This window comes from Streptomyces sp. NPDC088400 (genome assembly GCF_044753355.1).
Classification (GTDB): Bacteria; Actinomycetota; Actinomycetes; order Streptomycetales; family Streptomycetaceae; genus Streptomyces.
The window spans coordinates 557,504-574,183 of record NZ_JBIVMZ010000002.1; the positions used below are offsets into that span (position 1 = coordinate 557,504).

General features: G+C 72.1%; 9 protein-coding genes. 4 read left to right on the top strand and 5 right to left on the bottom strand.

Going from position 1 to position 16,680, the window contains the following annotated elements:
- Positions 1–20 precede the first annotated feature (20 nt).
- Entirely contained in the window at positions 21–10,784 is a 10,764-nt protein-coding gene (locus ACIQD6_RS07140) for a type I polyketide synthase (protein WP_401879094.1), read from the top strand.
- 82 nt (positions 10,785–10,866) lie between these two features.
- Here ACIQD6_RS07140 and ACIQD6_RS07145 read toward each other — a convergent pair whose 3' ends face one another.
- A complete protein-coding gene (locus ACIQD6_RS07145; protein WP_401879097.1) occupies positions 10,867–11,670 on the bottom strand; it encodes an SDR family NAD(P)-dependent oxidoreductase in 804 nt (267 codons plus the stop codon).
- An 87-nt stretch (positions 11,671–11,757) separates the two neighbouring features.
- Between ACIQD6_RS07145 and ACIQD6_RS07150 the strand changes: the two genes are divergently transcribed.
- The 3 genes from ACIQD6_RS07150 to ACIQD6_RS07160 all read left to right on the top strand — a co-directional run bounded on the left by ACIQD6_RS07150 (position 11,758) and on the right by ACIQD6_RS07160 (position 13,896).
- Entirely contained in the window at positions 11,758–12,609 is an 852-nt protein-coding gene (locus ACIQD6_RS07150) for a helix-turn-helix transcriptional regulator (protein ID WP_401879099.1), read from the top strand.
- A gap of 79 nt (positions 12,610–12,688) precedes the next feature.
- Positions 12,689–13,282, top strand: coding sequence for a DinB family protein (locus ACIQD6_RS07155; protein ID WP_401879101.1), 594 nt, complete (start codon positions 12,689–12,691; stop codon positions 13,280–13,282).
- Positions 13,283–13,365: 83 nt separating this feature from the next.
- Positions 13,366–13,896: a GNAT family N-acetyltransferase gene (locus tag ACIQD6_RS07160; RefSeq protein WP_401879104.1), complete on the top strand. Its 531-nt coding sequence runs from the start codon at positions 13,366–13,368 to the stop codon at positions 13,894–13,896.
- A 174-nt stretch (positions 13,897–14,070) separates the two neighbouring features.
- Here the strand turns inward: ACIQD6_RS07160 and ACIQD6_RS07165 are convergent, their stop codons facing one another.
- The 4 genes from ACIQD6_RS07165 to ACIQD6_RS07180 all read right to left on the bottom strand — a co-directional run bounded on the left by ACIQD6_RS07165 (position 14,071) and on the right by ACIQD6_RS07180 (position 16,672).
- Complete coding sequence (locus ACIQD6_RS07165; protein ID WP_401879106.1) at positions 14,071–14,316, bottom strand: hypothetical protein; 246 nt, start codon at positions 14,314–14,316, stop codon at positions 14,071–14,073.
- Entirely contained in the window at positions 14,313–14,504 is a 192-nt protein-coding gene (locus tag ACIQD6_RS07170; RefSeq protein WP_401879108.1) for a hypothetical protein, read from the bottom strand. Before ACIQD6_RS07170 ends, ACIQD6_RS07165 begins: the two co-directional genes overlap by 4 nt.
- A 108-nt stretch (positions 14,505–14,612) precedes the next feature.
- Positions 14,613–15,821 carry a helix-turn-helix domain-containing protein gene (locus ACIQD6_RS07175; protein ID WP_401879111.1) on the bottom strand — a complete coding sequence of 403 codons (1,209 nt, stop codon included), beginning with the start codon at positions 15,819–15,821 and terminating at the stop codon, positions 14,613–14,615.
- A gap of 125 nt (positions 15,822–15,946) precedes the next feature.
- Positions 15,947–16,672 carry a MerR family transcriptional regulator gene (locus ACIQD6_RS07180; RefSeq protein ID WP_401879113.1) on the bottom strand — a complete coding sequence of 242 codons (726 nt, stop codon included), beginning with the start codon at positions 16,670–16,672 and terminating at the stop codon, positions 15,947–15,949.
- Positions 16,673–16,680: the final 8 nt, after the last annotated feature.

Sequence of the window (16,680 nt, forward strand, 5' to 3'; positions counted from 1 at the left end):
AGCGGAAAGGCTCGTTGACCATGGCTGACCAAGACAAGCTCGTCGAATACCTGAAGTGGGTCACGAAGGATCTGCATCAGACGCGGCGGCGTCTGGAGGAGGCCGAGTCCGGTCGGTACGAGCCGGTGGCGATCGTCGGCATGGCCTGCAGGTTCCCCGGCGGAGTGCGCTCGCCGGAGCAGCTGTGGGACCTGGTGTCCTCCGGCGGCGACGCGATCTCCGGCTTCCCCGCCGACCGCGGCTGGGACTCCGGGACACTGGGCGGGGACGACCGAAGCCGCAGCGTGACCGGGCAGGGCGGATTCCTCTACGACGCGGCCGAGTTCGACCCCGGCTTCTTCGGGATCAGCCCGCGTGAGGCGCTGGCCATGGACCCGCAGCAGCGGCTGCTGCTGGAGGTCGCCTGGGAGGCCGTCGAACGCACCGGTATCGACCCGCTGGCCCTGCGCGGCAGCCAGACCGGCGTATTCGTCGGCACCAACGGCCAGGACTACGTCCGCCTGGTGGCCGAGGCCCGGGAAGAGATGGACAGCCAGGGCGGCACCGGGCTCGCGGCGAGTGTGATCTCCGGGCGGCTGTCGTACGTACTCGGCCTCGTGGGGCCGGCGGTCACCGTGGACACGGCATGTTCGTCTTCGCTGGTCTCCCTGCACCTGGCGGCGCACGCGCTGCGCAGCGGGGAGTGCTCCCTCGCGCTCGCGGGCGGGGTCACCGTCATGACGACCCCCGCGAGCTTCGCCGGGTTCGGCGTCCAGGGCGGGCTGGCTCCCGACGGCCGCTGCAAGGCCTTCGCCGACGCGGCGGACGGCACCGGCTGGTCCGAGGGCGTCGGCCTGGTGATGGTGGAGCGGCTGTCCGACGCCGTACGCAACGGGCACGACATCCTCGCCGTGATACGCGGCTCCGCCGTCAACCAGGACGGCGCCTCCAACGGCCTCACCGCCCCCAACGGCCCCTCCCAGCAGCGGGTCATCCGGCAGGCCCTGGCCTCCGCCGGGCTCTCCCCGGCGGACGTCGACGCGGTGGAGGCGCACGGTACGGGTACGACGCTGGGCGACCCGATCGAGGCGCAGGCGCTGCTCGCGACGTACGGTCAGGACCGCGAACGCCCGCTGTATCTGGGCTCGGTGAAGTCGAACCTCGGCCACACCCAGGCGGCGGCGGGCGCCGCCGGGCTCATCAAGACGGTCATGGCCATGCGGCACGGGGTGCTGCCGCGCACCCTGCACATCGACACCCCGTCCTCCCACGTGGACTGGGCCGAGGGCCGCGTCGACCTGCTCACCGCCCACACCGACTGGCCCCGGACCGACCACCCGCGCCGGGCCGGTGTGTCCTCGTTCGGCATCAGCGGCACCAACGCGCACGTGCTCCTGGAGGAACACACACCGGACGGCCCCGAGACCGGCGTGGACGCGGGAATCGAGGCCGGTGCCGCAGTCGAGGCCGGTGCCGGAGCCGGGGCCATGTCCGGAGCCGCCGAGTCGCCCGCCCCGGTGGTCGGCGTGGTGCCCTGGCTCGTCGCCGGCCGGACCGCGACCGCGCTGGACGCGCAGGTCGAACAGCTGAGGCGGTTCATCGCGGAGAACGCGAAGTGCTCGGCCCTGGACGTCGGATACTCCCTGGCCACCGCCCGCTCGGCGTTCGAGCACCGCGCGGTGCTGCTCGCCTCCGACGAGGGAATCCTCGAAGCCGCCAGGGGCGAGGCCGGAGACCCGCCGGTCGCCGTCGCCTTCTCCGGGCAGGGCGCGCAGCGCCTCGGCATGGGACGTGGCCTGTACGAGCGGTTCCCCGCGTTCGCGCGGGCGCTGGACGCGGTCCTGACGGAGTTCGCCGCCGCCGAATCCACCCCGGCCCTGGAAACCGGACCCTCCGCGCTCCCGGAAGCCACCCCTCACCCCGACCTGGCCCGGCTCCGCGAGGTCATCTGGGGCGACGACCCGGCCCCGCTCGACGGCACCGGGTACGCCCAGCCCGCCCTCTTCGCGATCGAAGTGGCCCTCTACCGGCTGGTCGAATCGCTGGGCGTACGCCCCCGGTTCGTGGCCGGACACTCCATCGGCGAGATCACGGCCGCGCACGTCGCCGGCGTGCTGTCCCTCCCCGACGCCTGCCGCCTCGTCGCCGCCCGCGCCGGCCTGATGTCACAACTCCCCACCGGCGGCGCGATGGTGGCGGTCGAGGCCACCGAGGACGAGGTCACCCCGCTGCTGGCCGGACAGGTGTCGGTCGCCGCCGTCAACGGCCCCTCCTCGGTGGTGCTCTCCGGCACCGAGGACGCCGTCGCGGCCGTGACGGCCCGGCTGGCGGGACGCCGTACGAGCAAGCTGTCCGTCAGCCACGCCTTCCACTCCCCGCTCATGGACCCGATGCTGGACGCGTTCCGTACCGTCGTCGGGCAACTGACCTTCCACACCCCCGAGATCGACCTCGTCTCCAACCTGACCGGCGCCCTCGCCACCCCCGACGAGCTGCGCTCGCCCGACTACTGGGTCCGGCACGTCCGCGAGACCGTACGCTTCGCCGACGGCGTACGGGCACTGACCGACGCCGGAGCCGGGGTGCTGCTGGAGCTCGGCCCCGACGGGATCCTCTCGCCGCTGATGCGGGAGTCCGCGCCCGAGCACACGCACGTCGTCCCGCTGCTGCGCAAGGACCGGGACGAGGAAACGGCCGCAGTCACCTGCCTCGCCCGGCTGCACGCGGCCGGGGTAGCGGTCGACTGGACGGAGTTCTTCGCCGGCACCGGCGCCCGCCGTATCGACCTGCCGACGTACGCCTTCCAGCGCGAACGCTACTGGCCCCAGGCGGCGGGGGCGGTCCCGCCGTCCCTCGCGGGAGCCGGGGACGGGGCCGACGCCGACTTCTGGGCCGCCGTCGAGAGCGAGGACCTGTCGGACCTCGCCGCCCGCCTCGGCATCGACGCCGACGCCCTCGGCGGTGTCGTCCCCGCGCTGTCGGCGTGGCGCGGCAGGCGACGGGCCCGCTCGCTCGCCGACTCACTGCGGTTCCGGGAGAGCTGGCAGCCGCTGCGCGGCACCGCCGCCGCCACCCTGCCCGGCGTATGGCTGGTGGCGCTGCCCGCCGACGGGCCGGACGTCGACACCGCCTGGCTGCGGCCACTGCTGGACGGGCTCGGCCCCGACACGGTCCACGTGACCCTGGACAAGCGCCCCGACCGCGCCGAACTCGCCGAGGAACTGGGCGCGTTGGCGGCCGGCGGCATGCGCTTCGCCGGAGTGGTCTCGCTGCTCGCCGCGACCGAGGCGCGACGCTGGACGAGCGTCCCGGTGGGCCTGATCGACACCGCCGTACTGGTCCAGGCACTCGACGACGCCGGGATCCCCGCGCGGGTCTGGTCCGTCACCAGGGGAGCGGTGTCGGTGGACGAGGGCGACCCCGTCACCCACCCGCGCCAGGCCGCCCTCTGGGGCCTGGGCCGGGTGGCCGCGATGGAGTACCCGGACCGCTGGGGCGGCGTCGTCGACCTGCCGGCCGCGCCGGACGACCGTACGGTACGGCGGCTCATCGGCATCCTCGGCGGGCCCGGCGACGAGGACCAGCTCGCCGTCCGCGCCTCCGGTGTGTACGGCAGGCGGCTGCTGCCCGCCCCGTCCCGCGACGGCGCCCCGACCTGGCGGCCGGCCGGAACGGTCCTCATCACCGGAGGCACCGGCGCACTCGGCTCCCACCTGGCCCGCTGGCTCGCCGAACACGGCGCGGAACACCTGCTGCTCCTCAGCCGCCGAGGCCCCCTCTCGCCGGGCGCGGCCGACCTGGAGGCGGAGCTGACCGCGCTCGGCGCGCGCGTCACCGTCGCCGCCTGCGACACGGCGAACCGCGCCGAGCTGGAAGGCGTACTCGCCGCCGTCCCCGAGGAGTTCCCGCTGACCGGGGTCGTACACGCCGCCGGAGTGCTCGACGACGCCGTACTCGACGGACTGACCCCGCAGCGGTTCGGCGCGGTGTTCCGGGCGAAGGTCGCCCCCGCGATGCTGCTGGACGAACTCACCCGCGACCGCGACCTGTCGGTCTTCGCCCTGTTCTCCTCGGTGGCCGGCGCCGTCGGCAACCTCGGCCAGGCGAACTACGCCGCCGCCAACACGGTGCTCGACGCGCTCGCCCAGCAGCGCCGGGCACAGGGCCTGCCCGCGACCTCCGTCGCCTGGGGCGCCTGGGAGGGCGGCGGCATGGCCGCCGGTGTCGAGGACGTGATACGCGAGAGCGGCACCACGGCCCTCGAACCCGGCCTGGCCCTCGGGGTGCTGGCCGAACTGGTCGCCGCGCCGGACCCCGTCACGGTGGTCGCCGACCTGGGGCGGAGTGACGTACTGGAGGCGCTGTTCAGCCTGCGGGCCAACGCGTCCCTGAGCACCCTGCCCGCCGCCCAGGAAGCCCTGCGCTCCGCCAAGGACGTCCGCCGCGACAGCGAGTCGGTGGCCTCCGAGCTACGGCAACGGCTGTACGAGGCACCGGAGTCCGAGCGTTCGGCGCTGCTGCTGGACCTCATCCGGGCCCACGCGGCCGGCGTCCTCGGCCACCCGGGCCCCGAAGCCATCAGCGTGGACCGGGTCTTCCAGGACCTCGGCTTCGACTCGCTGACCTCGATGGAACTGCGCAACCAACTGGCGCGCGTCACCGGCCTCACACTGCCCGCCGGCCTCCTCTTCGACTACCCGAGGCCCCGGGCGCTCGCCGACCACCTCGCGGGCGAACTGATGGGACAGCGGCCCGGGAGGGACGCCCCCGCGCTCGCCGCGGCCCCCGCCCTCGCGTCCGACGACCCGATCGTGATCGTCGGCATGGCCTGCCGCTTCCCCGGCGGCGCCGACTCACCCGACCAGCTGTGGGACCTCGTCTCCCACGGCCGCGACGCCATCTCCGGGTTCCCCACCGACCGGGGCTGGGGGCTGGAGGGCGAGGGCGGCTTCCTCTACGACGCCGCCGACTTCGACCCGGAGTTCTTCGACATCTCACCGCGCGAGGCCCTGGGAATGGACCCGCAGCAGCGGCTGCTGCTGGAGACCTCCTGGGAGGCGATCGAACAGGCCGGTATCGACCCGGTCGCTCTGCGCTCCAGCCGCACCGGCGTGTTCGTCGGCAGCAACAGCGTGGACTACATGCATGTCATCGCCCGCGCCCGGGACATGGAGGGCCGCGGCGTCATGCTCGCACCCGCCGTCATGTCCGGCCGGGTCTCGTACGCCCTCGGCCTCGAAGGGCCCGCCGTCACCGTGGACACGGCCTGCTCGTCGTCCCTGGTGTCCCTGCACCTCGCCGCCCAGGCGCTGCGTGGCGGCGAGTGCTCGCTCGCGCTGGCGGGCGGCGTGACGGTCATGACCACGTCGGCGAGCTTCGCCGGATTCCGGCACCACGGAGGCCTCGCCCCCGACGGCCGGTGCAAGGCGTTCGCCGACTCGGCCGACGGCACCGGCTGGTCGGAAGGCGTCGGCATGCTCGTCGTCGAGCGGCTGTCCGACGCCCGACGCAACGGACACCCCGTCCTGGCCGTGGTACGCGGCTCCGCCGTCAACCAGGACGGCGCGTCCAACGGTCTGACCGCGCCGAACGGCCCGTCCCAGCAGCGAGTGATCCGCCAGGCCCTCGCCGCCGGCGGCCTGACCACCGGCGACGTCGACGCGGTGGAGGCACACGGCACGGGCACCACCCTCGGCGACCCGATCGAGGCGGAAGCGCTGCTGGCGACGTACGGGCAGGAACGCGACCCGGCACGCCCGCTGCTGCTCGGCTCGGTGAAGTCCAACCTCGGCCACGCGCAGGCCGCCGCCGGTGTGGCCGGTCTGATCAAGACGGTCATGGCGCTGCGCCACGGCGTGCTGCCGCGCACCCTCCACGTGGACGCCCCGTCCTCGCACATCGACTGGTCGGCCGGTTCGGTCCGGCTGCTGACCGACAACGCCGGATGGCCGCAGACGGAACGCCCGCGCCGGGCAGGCGTGTCCGCGTTCGGGATCAGCGGCACCAACGCGCACGTCATCCTCGAACAGGCCCCGCCCGAGGAGTTGACGGACGACGTCCCGGCGCCCTCGGTGACGCCCCGCGTCGTGCCGTGGCTGCTGTCCGCCAAGAGCGGGGCCGCCCTCGAAGCCCAGGTGGACCGGCTGACGTCCTTCGCCGCCGCGAACGGCCACAGCCCGCTGGACATCGGCTTCGCGCTCGCCACCGAACGCTCGGCGTTCGACCACCGGGCCGCCCTGCTGGCCACCGGCGACTCGGTGACCGAGGCCGTCCGCGGTACCGTCACCCCCGGACCGCTGGCGGTTGTCTTCTCGGGCCAGGGCAGCCAACGCCTCGGCATGGGACGGGAGTTGTACGACCGCTTCCCGGCCTTCGCGGAGGCGCTCGACACCGTACTCGCGGAGCTCTCCGCCCCGGGACCGGACGCGCTGCGCGAGGTGATCTGGGGCCAGGACCCGGACCGGCTCGGCGACACCGGTGTCGCCCAACCCGCCCTGTTCGCCGTCGAGGTGGCCCTCTTCCGCCTCCTGGAATCCCTCGGTGTCACCCCGAAGTTCGTGACGGGCCACTCGATCGGCGAGATCACGGCCGCGCACGTCGCGGGCGTACTGTCACTGGCGGACGCCTGCACACTCGTCACCGCCCGCGCCCGCCTCATGGGGGAACTCCCGCCCGGCGGTGCGATGGTAGCCCTGCGCGCCACGGAGGACGAGGTCACCCCGCTGCTCGCCGGGCAGGTGTCCCTCGCCGCCGTGAACGGCCCCTCCTCGGTGGTCGTCTCCGGCGACGAGGACGCCGTACGGGACATCGCGGCACGGTTCGAGGAGCGCGGTACACACCGGCTGACCGTCAGCCACGCCTTCCACTCGCCGCTCATGGACCCCATGCTGGAGGACTTCCGCGCCGCCCTGGCCGGCCTGGAGTTCCACGAGCCGACTGTCCCGGTGGTGTCCAACCTCACCGGCGCCCTCGCCACCGGCGACGAACTGCGCTCGCCCGACTACTGGGTCCGACACGTCCGCGGCACAGTTCGCTTCGCCGACGGCATCAGGACCCTCTCCGACAGCGGCGTACGGACCTTCCTCGAACTCGGCCCCGACGGCGCGCTCACCGCGATGATCCGGGAATCGGCGGCCGACGACGCCGTCGCCGTAGCGCTGCTGGGCAAGGACCAGCCGGAGGAGAGCGCCGCCGTCACCGCACTCACGCGGCTGCATGTGAGCGGAGCGCCGGTGGACTGGCGCGCGTTCTTCGCGGGCACCGGCGCGCGCCGCGTCGACCTGCCGACGTACGCCTTCCAGCACGAGCGGTACTGGCCGTCCGGATCGCCCGTACCGACCGACCTGTCCGGCGTGGGCCTCGACCCGACCGGGCACCCCCTCATCGGCGCGGCCGTGACCGTCGCGGGCTCGGACGATCTCGTACTGACCGGGTCCCTCTCCCCGGCGATCCACCCCTGGCTCGCCGAGCCGCGCATCGGCGGAACGGCGTACTTCCCCGGCACCGGCTTCCTGGAACTGGCCGTCCGGGCCGGTGACCAGGCCGGCCACGACCGCGTCGAACACCTCACCGTCACCGAGCCGTTGCCGCTCCCCGCCCAGGGCGCGACACAGATCCAGGCGCGGGTCGGCGAGCCGGACGCGGACGGCCACCGGGACCTGCGGCTGTACGCCCGGCCCGCCGACGCGGCCGACGGCGACTGGCGCCTCCACGCGACCGGCGTGCTCGGCTCCCGTTCGCCCGGGATCACGCCCGACGCCGGGTTCGACGCCACCGAGTGGCCGCCGCCCGAGTCCACCCCGGTCGACCTCGACGGCCTCCACGAGCGCCACGCACAGGCGGGCCTGGAATACGGCCCCGCGTTCCGCGGCCTGCGGGCGCTCTGGCGCCGGGGCGACGAGGCGTTCGCCGAGGTCACCCTGGAGGGCGGGGCACCGGACGCGAGCGGCTACGGACTGCACCCGGCGCTGCTCGACGCGGTGCTGCACGCCGCCCCGTACACAGGCGAGAGTGGCGAGTCGGCCGGTGACAGCGTGCTGCCCGTCACCTGGAACGGCGCCTCCCTGCACGCCTCCGGCGCCACCGTGCTGCGCGCCCGGATCGCCCGTACCGGACCGGACACCGTCACGCTCACCGCGACCGACACCGACGGCATGCCGGTCATCTCGGTCGACTCGCTGACGCTGCGTCCGGTGACGGAAGCCCAGCGGGACAACCGCGCGGGACAGAATCCGCTCGACTCGCTCTACCGCGTCGAATGGCGCCCCGCCCCGACCCAGCCGACCCCGCTCGCGGGCGCCCGGTGGGCCGTCGTCGGGGACGACCGGCTCGACCTCGGCAACGCGATGGCACTGGGCGGCGAGACCATCGCCGCCTACGCCGAGACCCTCGCCGGAGCGATCGGTGAGAACGGCGACAACGGCCCCGTACCGAACGGATTCGTGGTCGCGGTCGCCGGTGACTCCGGCCCCGAAGCCGTGCACGAGGAGACTCACCGGGCCCTCGCGCTGATGCAGGAGTGGCTGGCCGAGGAGAAGTTCGCCCGCTCCCGGCTCCTCTTCGTCACTCGCGGCGCCATGCCCGTGGACGGCGAGGACATACGCGACCTGGCCGCCGCCGCCGTATGGGGCCTGGTGCGCTCAGCGCAGTCGGAGAACCCCGGCCGCTTCCTGCTGGTGGACATCGACGACGCGCACATATCGGCGCCGGCCCTGTCCGGCCTGCTCGCCTCCGACGAGGAACAGTGGGTGCTCCGCGAGCGGACGGCCAGGGTCGCCCAACTCGCCCGGGTGCCGGAGCAGCCTCCCACCGAGCAGTCTCTCTCCGAGCGGGCCTGGAACGCTGACGGGACCGTGCTCATCACCGGCGGCACCGGCGGCCTCGGCGGGGATCTGGCCCGGCACCTGGTGGCCACGCGCGGCGTCCGGCACCTGCTGCTGGCCGGCCGCCGGGGCGCCGACGCGCCGGGCGCCGCCGCACTGCGCGACGAACTGACCGCCGCCGGGGCGCGGGTGACCCTCGCCGCCTGCGACGTCACCGACCCCGTCGCCGTACGGGACCTGGTGGCCTCCGTACCGGCCGAACACCCGCTGACCGCCGTGGTGCACACCGCCGGTGTCCTGGACGACGGCCTGATCGCCTCGCTCACCCCCGAACGAATCGACACCGTACTGCGGCCCAAGGCCGACGCCGCCTGGCACCTGCACGAGGCAACCGGCGGACTCGACCTGGCGGCCTTCGTGCTCTACTCCTCGGTGTCCGGCGTCATGGGCAGCCAGGCACAGGCCGGCTACGCGGCGGGCAACGCCTACCTCGACGCCCTGGCCCGCCACCGGCACGGCCTGGGACTGCCCGCCACCTCGCTGGCATGGGGCTTCTGGGGCCGCCGCACCGGCATGACCGGCCACCTCACCGACACCGACATCCAGCGCATGAGCCGCTCCGGCACACCGCCGCTCACCCCGGAACTCGGCCTGGCCCTCTTCGACACGGCCTTGACCCGCGACGAGGCCGCGCTGGTCCCGCTCCGGGTGGACCGCTCGCGGGCGCTCCAGCAGGTACACCCCCTGCTGCGCCACCTCATCGCCGGCGCCAGGCCCACGGCCGCCGGAAAGGCCAGGTCGTTCGCCACCGTACGGGACAAGCTCCGCGGCCTCGACCCCACCGAGCAGGAGAAACTGCTGGTGGAACTGGTGGTGGGCACCTCCGCCGTACTCCTCGGCCGACGCGACGCGGACGCGCTGGACCCCGAACGGGCCTTCCTCACCCTGGGGTTCGACTCGCTGATCGCGCTGGAGCTGCGCAATCAGCTCGGCGAGGCGCTGAGCATACGAGTGCCCACGTCGGTGGTCTTCGAGAGCCGGACGCCGGTCGGGCTCGCCCAGTGGCTGCGCGGCAGGCTCGCCGACCAGGGCGGCCTGAGCGCGGCGGCCGAACCCGGCGCGCTGACCGCCATCCAGGAGAACACCCAGGACTCGCTGGTCGGCATGTTCTTCGACACGGTGAACTCCGGCAAGCAACTGGAGGCGATGCGGCTGCTGATGGCCGTCGCCGCCACCCGCCCGTCCGTCGCGGCATCCGCCGAGGTGGAGGAACTGCCCCAGCCGGTGACCCTGGCCTCGGGACCGAGCGGCCCCCGGCTGATCTGCGTCAGCGCCCCCGGCGCGAACGGAGGTGTGCACCAGTACGCCAGGATCGCCTCCCGCTTCCGCGGCAACAGGCACGTCTCCGCACTGCCGTTGCTCGGTTTCGCCGAGGGCGAGCCACTGCCCGCCGACAGCGAGACCGCGGCCCGGCTGATCGCGGAGAGCGCGCTGCTGGCCAGCGACGGCGAACCGTTCGTCCTGGTCGGCTACTCGACGGGCGGCACGTTCGCCTACCGGGCGGCGGGCGTGCTGGAGGAAGTCTGGGGCGTCCGGCCCGAGGGCATCATCATGCTCGACACCCTGAGCCTGGGGTACGGGGCCGGCGAACAGGTCGACTGGGGCGCGGTCCAGACCAACTACCTCGCGGGCATCGACTCGCCGTCGGTGAAGCTGAACAGCGCCCGGCTTTCGGCCATGGCGTACTGGTTCATCCGGATGACCACCGGTGACGCCGAGCGGTACCACACCTCGGTGCCCAGCCTGCTCATCCGGTGCGGGGACGCGCTGCCGGGCGTCGGCCACGGCGACGAGGTGCCGGCGGTGCCCGCCACCGCGACGCGCATGATCGACGCGGATCATCTGACGCTCATCTCCGACGACTCGGCGGAGACCGCGCGCCTGATGGAGGAATGGCTCACGACACTCGACCCGGAGGCCTGAGGCCTGAAGCCGTGACGTGAGGTGATGTGACGCCTGGCGCCTGAGCCGGGGCGGACAGGACCCAGATCCTGTCCGCCCCGGCTCAGGCCCGCGCGCCGCCGTCGACCCGCAGGACCGTGCCGGTCACGTAGGAGGAACGGTCGCTGAGGAGCCAGGCGGCGGCCTGGGCGATTTCGTCGGGGTCGGCCGCGCGGCGCAGCGGCGTGTGCGTCGTGAGTCGCTCCTGGAGACCGGGCGAATCGGCTTCCCAGCTGCGGATCATCTCGGTCAGCGTGTTGCCGGGAGCGATCGCGTTGACGCGGATGCCTTCCGGGCCGTAGGTGACGGCGGCCGACTCGGTGAGGCTGTTGACCGCCCGCTTCATCGCGCCGTAGGCGGGCAGCTCGGGGTTGCCCATGAGGCTGCCGACGGATGAGTTGTTGACAATGGCGCCCGTCCCGGCGGTGGCTCGGATGGCGGCGATCTCGGCGATCATGGCCAGCCAGACGCCCTTGAGGTTCACGCCGTAGATGCGGTCGAAGTCGGCCTCCGGCATCTGGTCCATCGGGCCGGGCCGCTGGATCGTCGCGCCGTTGTTGAACGCGATGTCGAGCCTGCCGTACAGGTTCACGGTGCGGTCCACCGCGGCGCGCACGCCGGCCGCGTCGGCCAGGTCGCACACCACGTACTCCGCGGTGCCGCCCGCCGCCCGGATCTCCTCGGTCACCGTCATGAGCTGGGCCTCCGTCCGGGCCGCGAGAAGCACTCGGGCGCCCTCGCGGGCGAAGAGCCGGGCCGCGGCGGCACCGATGCCGCGTCCGGCACCGGTGATGAAGGCGACCTTGTCGGCCAGCAGGCCCAGGGCCGCGGGGTCGGTTGACGTGCCGGTAACCGGTGTGTTGTCCATGGCAGCGAGTCTGCGCCCGTCCGCGAAGCCCAGCCAGGCACCGGCGGTACCTGGCTGAGCCGGCCGACGTCTGTACACACTGGGGATGTGGATCGAAGAGAACTGGCGAACTTCCTGCGCGGCCGACGCGAGCGGATCACCCCCGCCGAGGCCGGGCTGCCCGCCGGCCCGCGCCGCCGCACCCCTGGGTTGCGCCGTGAGGAGGTGGCGCAGCTGGCGTTCATCTCGACGGAGTACTACACGCGGCTGGAGCAGGCCCGGTCGCCACACCCGTCCCATGAGGTGCTGGCCGGGCTGGCTCGGGCCCTGCGCCTGTCGGACGCCGAGCGTGACCATCTCCACTACCTCGCCGGCGCACCGCCGCTCCCGTCGGCCGGGCCCTCGCGCGAGGTACGGCAGAGCATCCTCGACCTGCTGCACCGACTGCCGCAGGCCGCGGCAACCGTCACGTCCGCGACCTTTGACGTACTCGCCTGGAACGATCTGGCGGCAGCTCTGATGGAGGACTTCTCCGCTCTGCCGCGACGCGACCGCAATTTCCTGCGCCGTGCCTTTCTCGGGTCGCACACGCAGGGGAACCGGCTGTACGGAGTGTCGGACGCGGACGAGTTCGCCCGCTTCTCGACGCGGCGGCTGCGCGCCGCCGCCGCCCGCTACCCCGACGATCCGGAGGTGGCCGCGCTGGTAGCCGAACTCCTCGACGCGAGCGAAGAGTTCACCCGCCTCTGGGAGTCCCACGACGTGTCCACCGAGCCCACCCTGCGCAAGACCTTCCAGCACCCACTGGTCGGCCCGGTCACGGTCAACTGCGACGCCCTCGACATCACCGACCGCGACCAGCAGCTCGTGATCTACACCGCCGTACCGGGTTCGCCCTCCGAGGAGGCCCTACGGCTGCTGTCGGTCATCGGCACACAGCGCATGGACGTAAACCACTGAGCCACTACCCACTTCGTTGGTTCGCCGTGAGTGTGGACAAAGCGGTGGACAGAGATCACGCGAGCGGCAGACTTGTCACATGACCGCATCGGATCCCAAGACCGACCTTCACTTCTACCTGCAGTCCGCCCGAGATGCCCTGCTGTGGAAGCTCGAAGGGCTCTCGGAGTACGACATCCGCCGCCCACTGACACCGACCGGCACCAACCTCCTGGGCCTGGTGAAACACGCGGCCGGCGTGGAGTTGGGCTACCTCGGCGACACCTTCGGACGCCCGTCCGGTGAGCCGCTGCCCTGGCTCGAAGACGGTGCTGAGACCAACGCGGACATGTGGGCCACCGCCGACGAGTCACGGAAGCAGATGGTGGAGCTCTACCGCCGGGCGTGGGCCCACGCGGACGCGACGGTCGACGCGCTGCCGCTGGACACGATCGGCAGGGTCCCGTGGTGGCCGAGCGACAGGGACGAGGTGACGTTGCACCATGCCGTGGTGCGCGTCATCGCAGATACGCACCGGCACGCCGGGCACGCCGACATCCTCCGGGAACTCATGGACGGTGCGGTGGGGATGAACAAGGGCAACGACAGCATGCCGCCGGGCGACTCGGAGTGGTGGGAGAACTACCGACGCCGACTGGAGCGTGCGGCTCAGGAGGCCGACCGGGACACGTAACTCCGGAGACCGATCGGGAGGGCGATCTCTGTGCGGGTGAAGTGGTTTGCCGACCCGGTGCCGCGTGGGTAGCGTCGCCGTCCGTGACCCCGACTCTGCGCACCGAGCGGCTACTACTGGAGCCGTATGTCCCCGGGGACGAAGAGGACTTCGTCGCTCTGTTCCAGGACACCAGGGTGTCGCGATGGATGGGTGACGGACCTGTTTCCGAAGCAGCGGACCGGGCTCTGTTCGGGCGGATCTTCACCAAGGTCTATGCCCAGGACCTGTTCGATGTCTGGGCTGTTCGTCGGGACGGACTCCTGGTCGGGCATGCCGAGATCAAGCCGACCGATGTCGTCGGAGGCCACGAGATCATTTACGCTCTGGCGCCGGTGGCCTGGGGGGTTGGCCTGGGAACCGGGCTGGCGGAAGCGATCGTCGCCCATGGCTTCGGCCCTCTTGGACTGACCGAGGTCTACGCCACCGTAGCCGCACAGAACAAGGCCTCACTGACCCTGCTGGACAGAATCGGCTTCGAGCATGTCCGGGACATCGAAGAGGACCACGGCAGCACCACCCGCGTGTTGGTCCGCCGTCCGACTGCGAGCGACAAGCTGCCCCTCGCTCGATAGGGGCGAGCAAACCGCTGCCTTTGAGACCACCTGGGCCGGCCCGGTCAAGAACCACGGGTCGGGTACTGGGGCACTGAGCGGGTAGTCATGACGGCGGCTCCCGCCCTGACGGATGGGTGATGGAACCCGCCCCGGCCGGAGTCCTGCCAGGGATACGTCGGCCGGGGCGGGGGCTCAGCGGGGGTGTCCGGCCTGTGTGTACGGCCGGACCGGGTAGGCCTGTGCCTGGTGGTGCATGGCCATGAGCTCCACCTCGCAGGTTCGGCAGGCGTACAGGGGTGTTGTGCCTGAGGTGTGGCCGGGGCCGCCTGGAGCGGTCATCTGGCCGATGCGGATGGTCTGGACGTGGCGGCGGGGGCAGCGGAAGCAGTCGCCGAGCAGGGGGTAGGCGGGCAGGCCGGGACGCACGTCGATGTTCACGATTCCTCCGGGGCCTGACAGCCGCAGAGGGCGTGGTCACCCAGATCGACCCAGGCGCCCGCGACGTCCCAGCGCTGGAGGGCCGCCCAGTTCCGGCAGCCTTCCAGTCTCAGGTCCAGCATCCCCCGGGATCGTTCGGTGGCGTGCCGGTCGTAGATGAAGGCGAGCGGTCGGTCGGTGTCGGACATGGTCGGCTCCATAACGGACGGTGTGCTGACCGTCACAGCGTGCCGACCTGGTCGCGCGGCGAGTTTCACAGAATGTGAAACTCCGCCTCCTTGACAACCGTTCAGCCGTTACAGCCCCATCCATTGCGCCAGGTTGGAAAGGGTCTCGCTGCTCTGCCGCTCAGCCCGACGAAGCGACAGCACTGTTTCCCGAGCGTGCGGATGGAACCGCGCCTGCTGCGGCGCTGCCTTGCGGGCCTTGTGCAGCGAAGCCTCCGCTGCGGCCCGGTCGCCGGTCCACAACTGGGCGCGCCCCAGGTCGATGAAGTGATGACCGACCCGGTCGGGGTAGGTCTTCTCGAACGCCTCAGAGAACCGCACGCTCCGGGCCTCTCGTACGGCTTCTCCGTACTCGCCGAGCTCAACGTGCATGGCGACCTTGTGGATCGCGGTGTTCGTCGGCCCGAATGACAGGACATAGTTCTGCGTGTCACGCCCCAGCCGCATCGCGGTCTCGTCGGCTTCTTTCCACTCGGCCTTCGCTTGGCCGCTGTCCTGGCTGCGGGCGGCGAGCATGGTGGTCCGCAGGCGCAGGTTCCCTTGCACGCACAGCGCCGATACGTCCCCGGCGGAAGCCGCGTCTTCGACATCGTGCAGGGAACGGCCCATCAGCCGTATACCCACCTCGTGGCGTCCGCTGTTGAAGCAGCTCTGAGCGCGCAGATACGCGGTGAGCAGCGGCATGTTCGGGTCGTCGCTGCGCTCGGCGCTGTACGACATGCGCGCGAGGATGGTGTTGCCCATGTCCAGATGTCCGAGCTTGTGGGCCACGTCGTGCACGCATCGGTAGGTGTACGCCAGAAACCGGTGTGCGCGTTCCTTGTCGGCTCCCTCGTAACGGTGCGATGCCTCCACCAGTTCGTCGATGAGCGCCGGCGCGTTCGAGGCCACGCCGAGGTAGGCCGCGCTGCGTCGCAGGGTGCCCAGGCTGTTGACGTCTTTGCCGATCTCCGCCAGATCGCGTGGTGCTACGCCTTCATCGAGTGCGATGTCCCAGTTCTCCAGGCTCGCGCGAATCGCGGCCAGAGGCGCCTCGAAGCGCTCAACTCGTAGTTCTTCGGCGAAGGGTTGGCCGATCAGGGTGCTGCTCTCGATTCCGAGCGCACGGGCGCACGCGGCGATGAGCGCGGGCGAGGCGGGGCGGGCGCCGGATTCGACCTTCGACAGAAGGCTGAAGGACACATGCGCGCGGGCGGCGAGCCCACGTTGAGTGAGGTGGGCGCGAACACGCTCTTCCGCGATGCGCGCGCCGAGGTGCGCGCGCCTCTTCTCGGGCATACGGGCCTCCGCTCCTGGGTGACACTCAGCACGGTACGCCCGGCAGGCGTACAGGCGTGCCGTGTTCGCCTCGCGATCACACGCACCGCGGTGAGTGACATCAGGCGCTTCCCCGATCGGCCTGATCAGCGTGCCCAGTTCGTGGCGGCGAGGACCGCACTGAGTGCGACGGAGGCGTCGAGGAGAGCGCGGGAGCGAGCCGCGATGCTCACATCCCGGGCCGCCAGCGCGGCTCCGATGTCTTCCCACCGGTGCCCGCTCCGCAGGCCCGGCATCAAGGTCCGGAGCTGGTCGACGCGGTACCCGGCGCCGCGCAGCTGGTGCACGATCCGGGCGTCCCGAGTCTGGGCGGGTGAGTATCGTCGGGTTTCTCGCGGGGAGACCCGGTCGGGTACGGCAAGCCCCTCGGCGTCCCAGTGCCGCAAGGTCGAGGGGCGCACTCCGAGCGCGGTGGCAAGTTCGGAGACGCTCATCGCGTCCGAGGGGCGTACGTCCTCGACCAGTTCGGCGGAGATCGCCGCGGCGGCCTCCTTGGCGAGTCCGAGGTCCCTGCGCTCCCGGTCGAGTTGGGCGTGTGCCGCGTCGAGGAGTGCGAGTACGTCCGAGATCGGGCACTCGTGCACGGCACGAACGATCCGCTTGGCCTCGACCGGACCCGTGCCGGCGGCAAGGGCTCGGTAGGCCAGGGCGGACCGAAGGTGAATCTCCCCGTAGATCCGGTAGCCCGCGGCTGAGCGCCTCGCCGGCGGCAGGACACCGTCGCGTTCGAGATTGCGCACCTGTTGAACGGAGTACCCGGCACGTCGGGCGACATCGACTGTGCGCATCGCCGACGACTTGAGAGTTGGCACCCGATGAT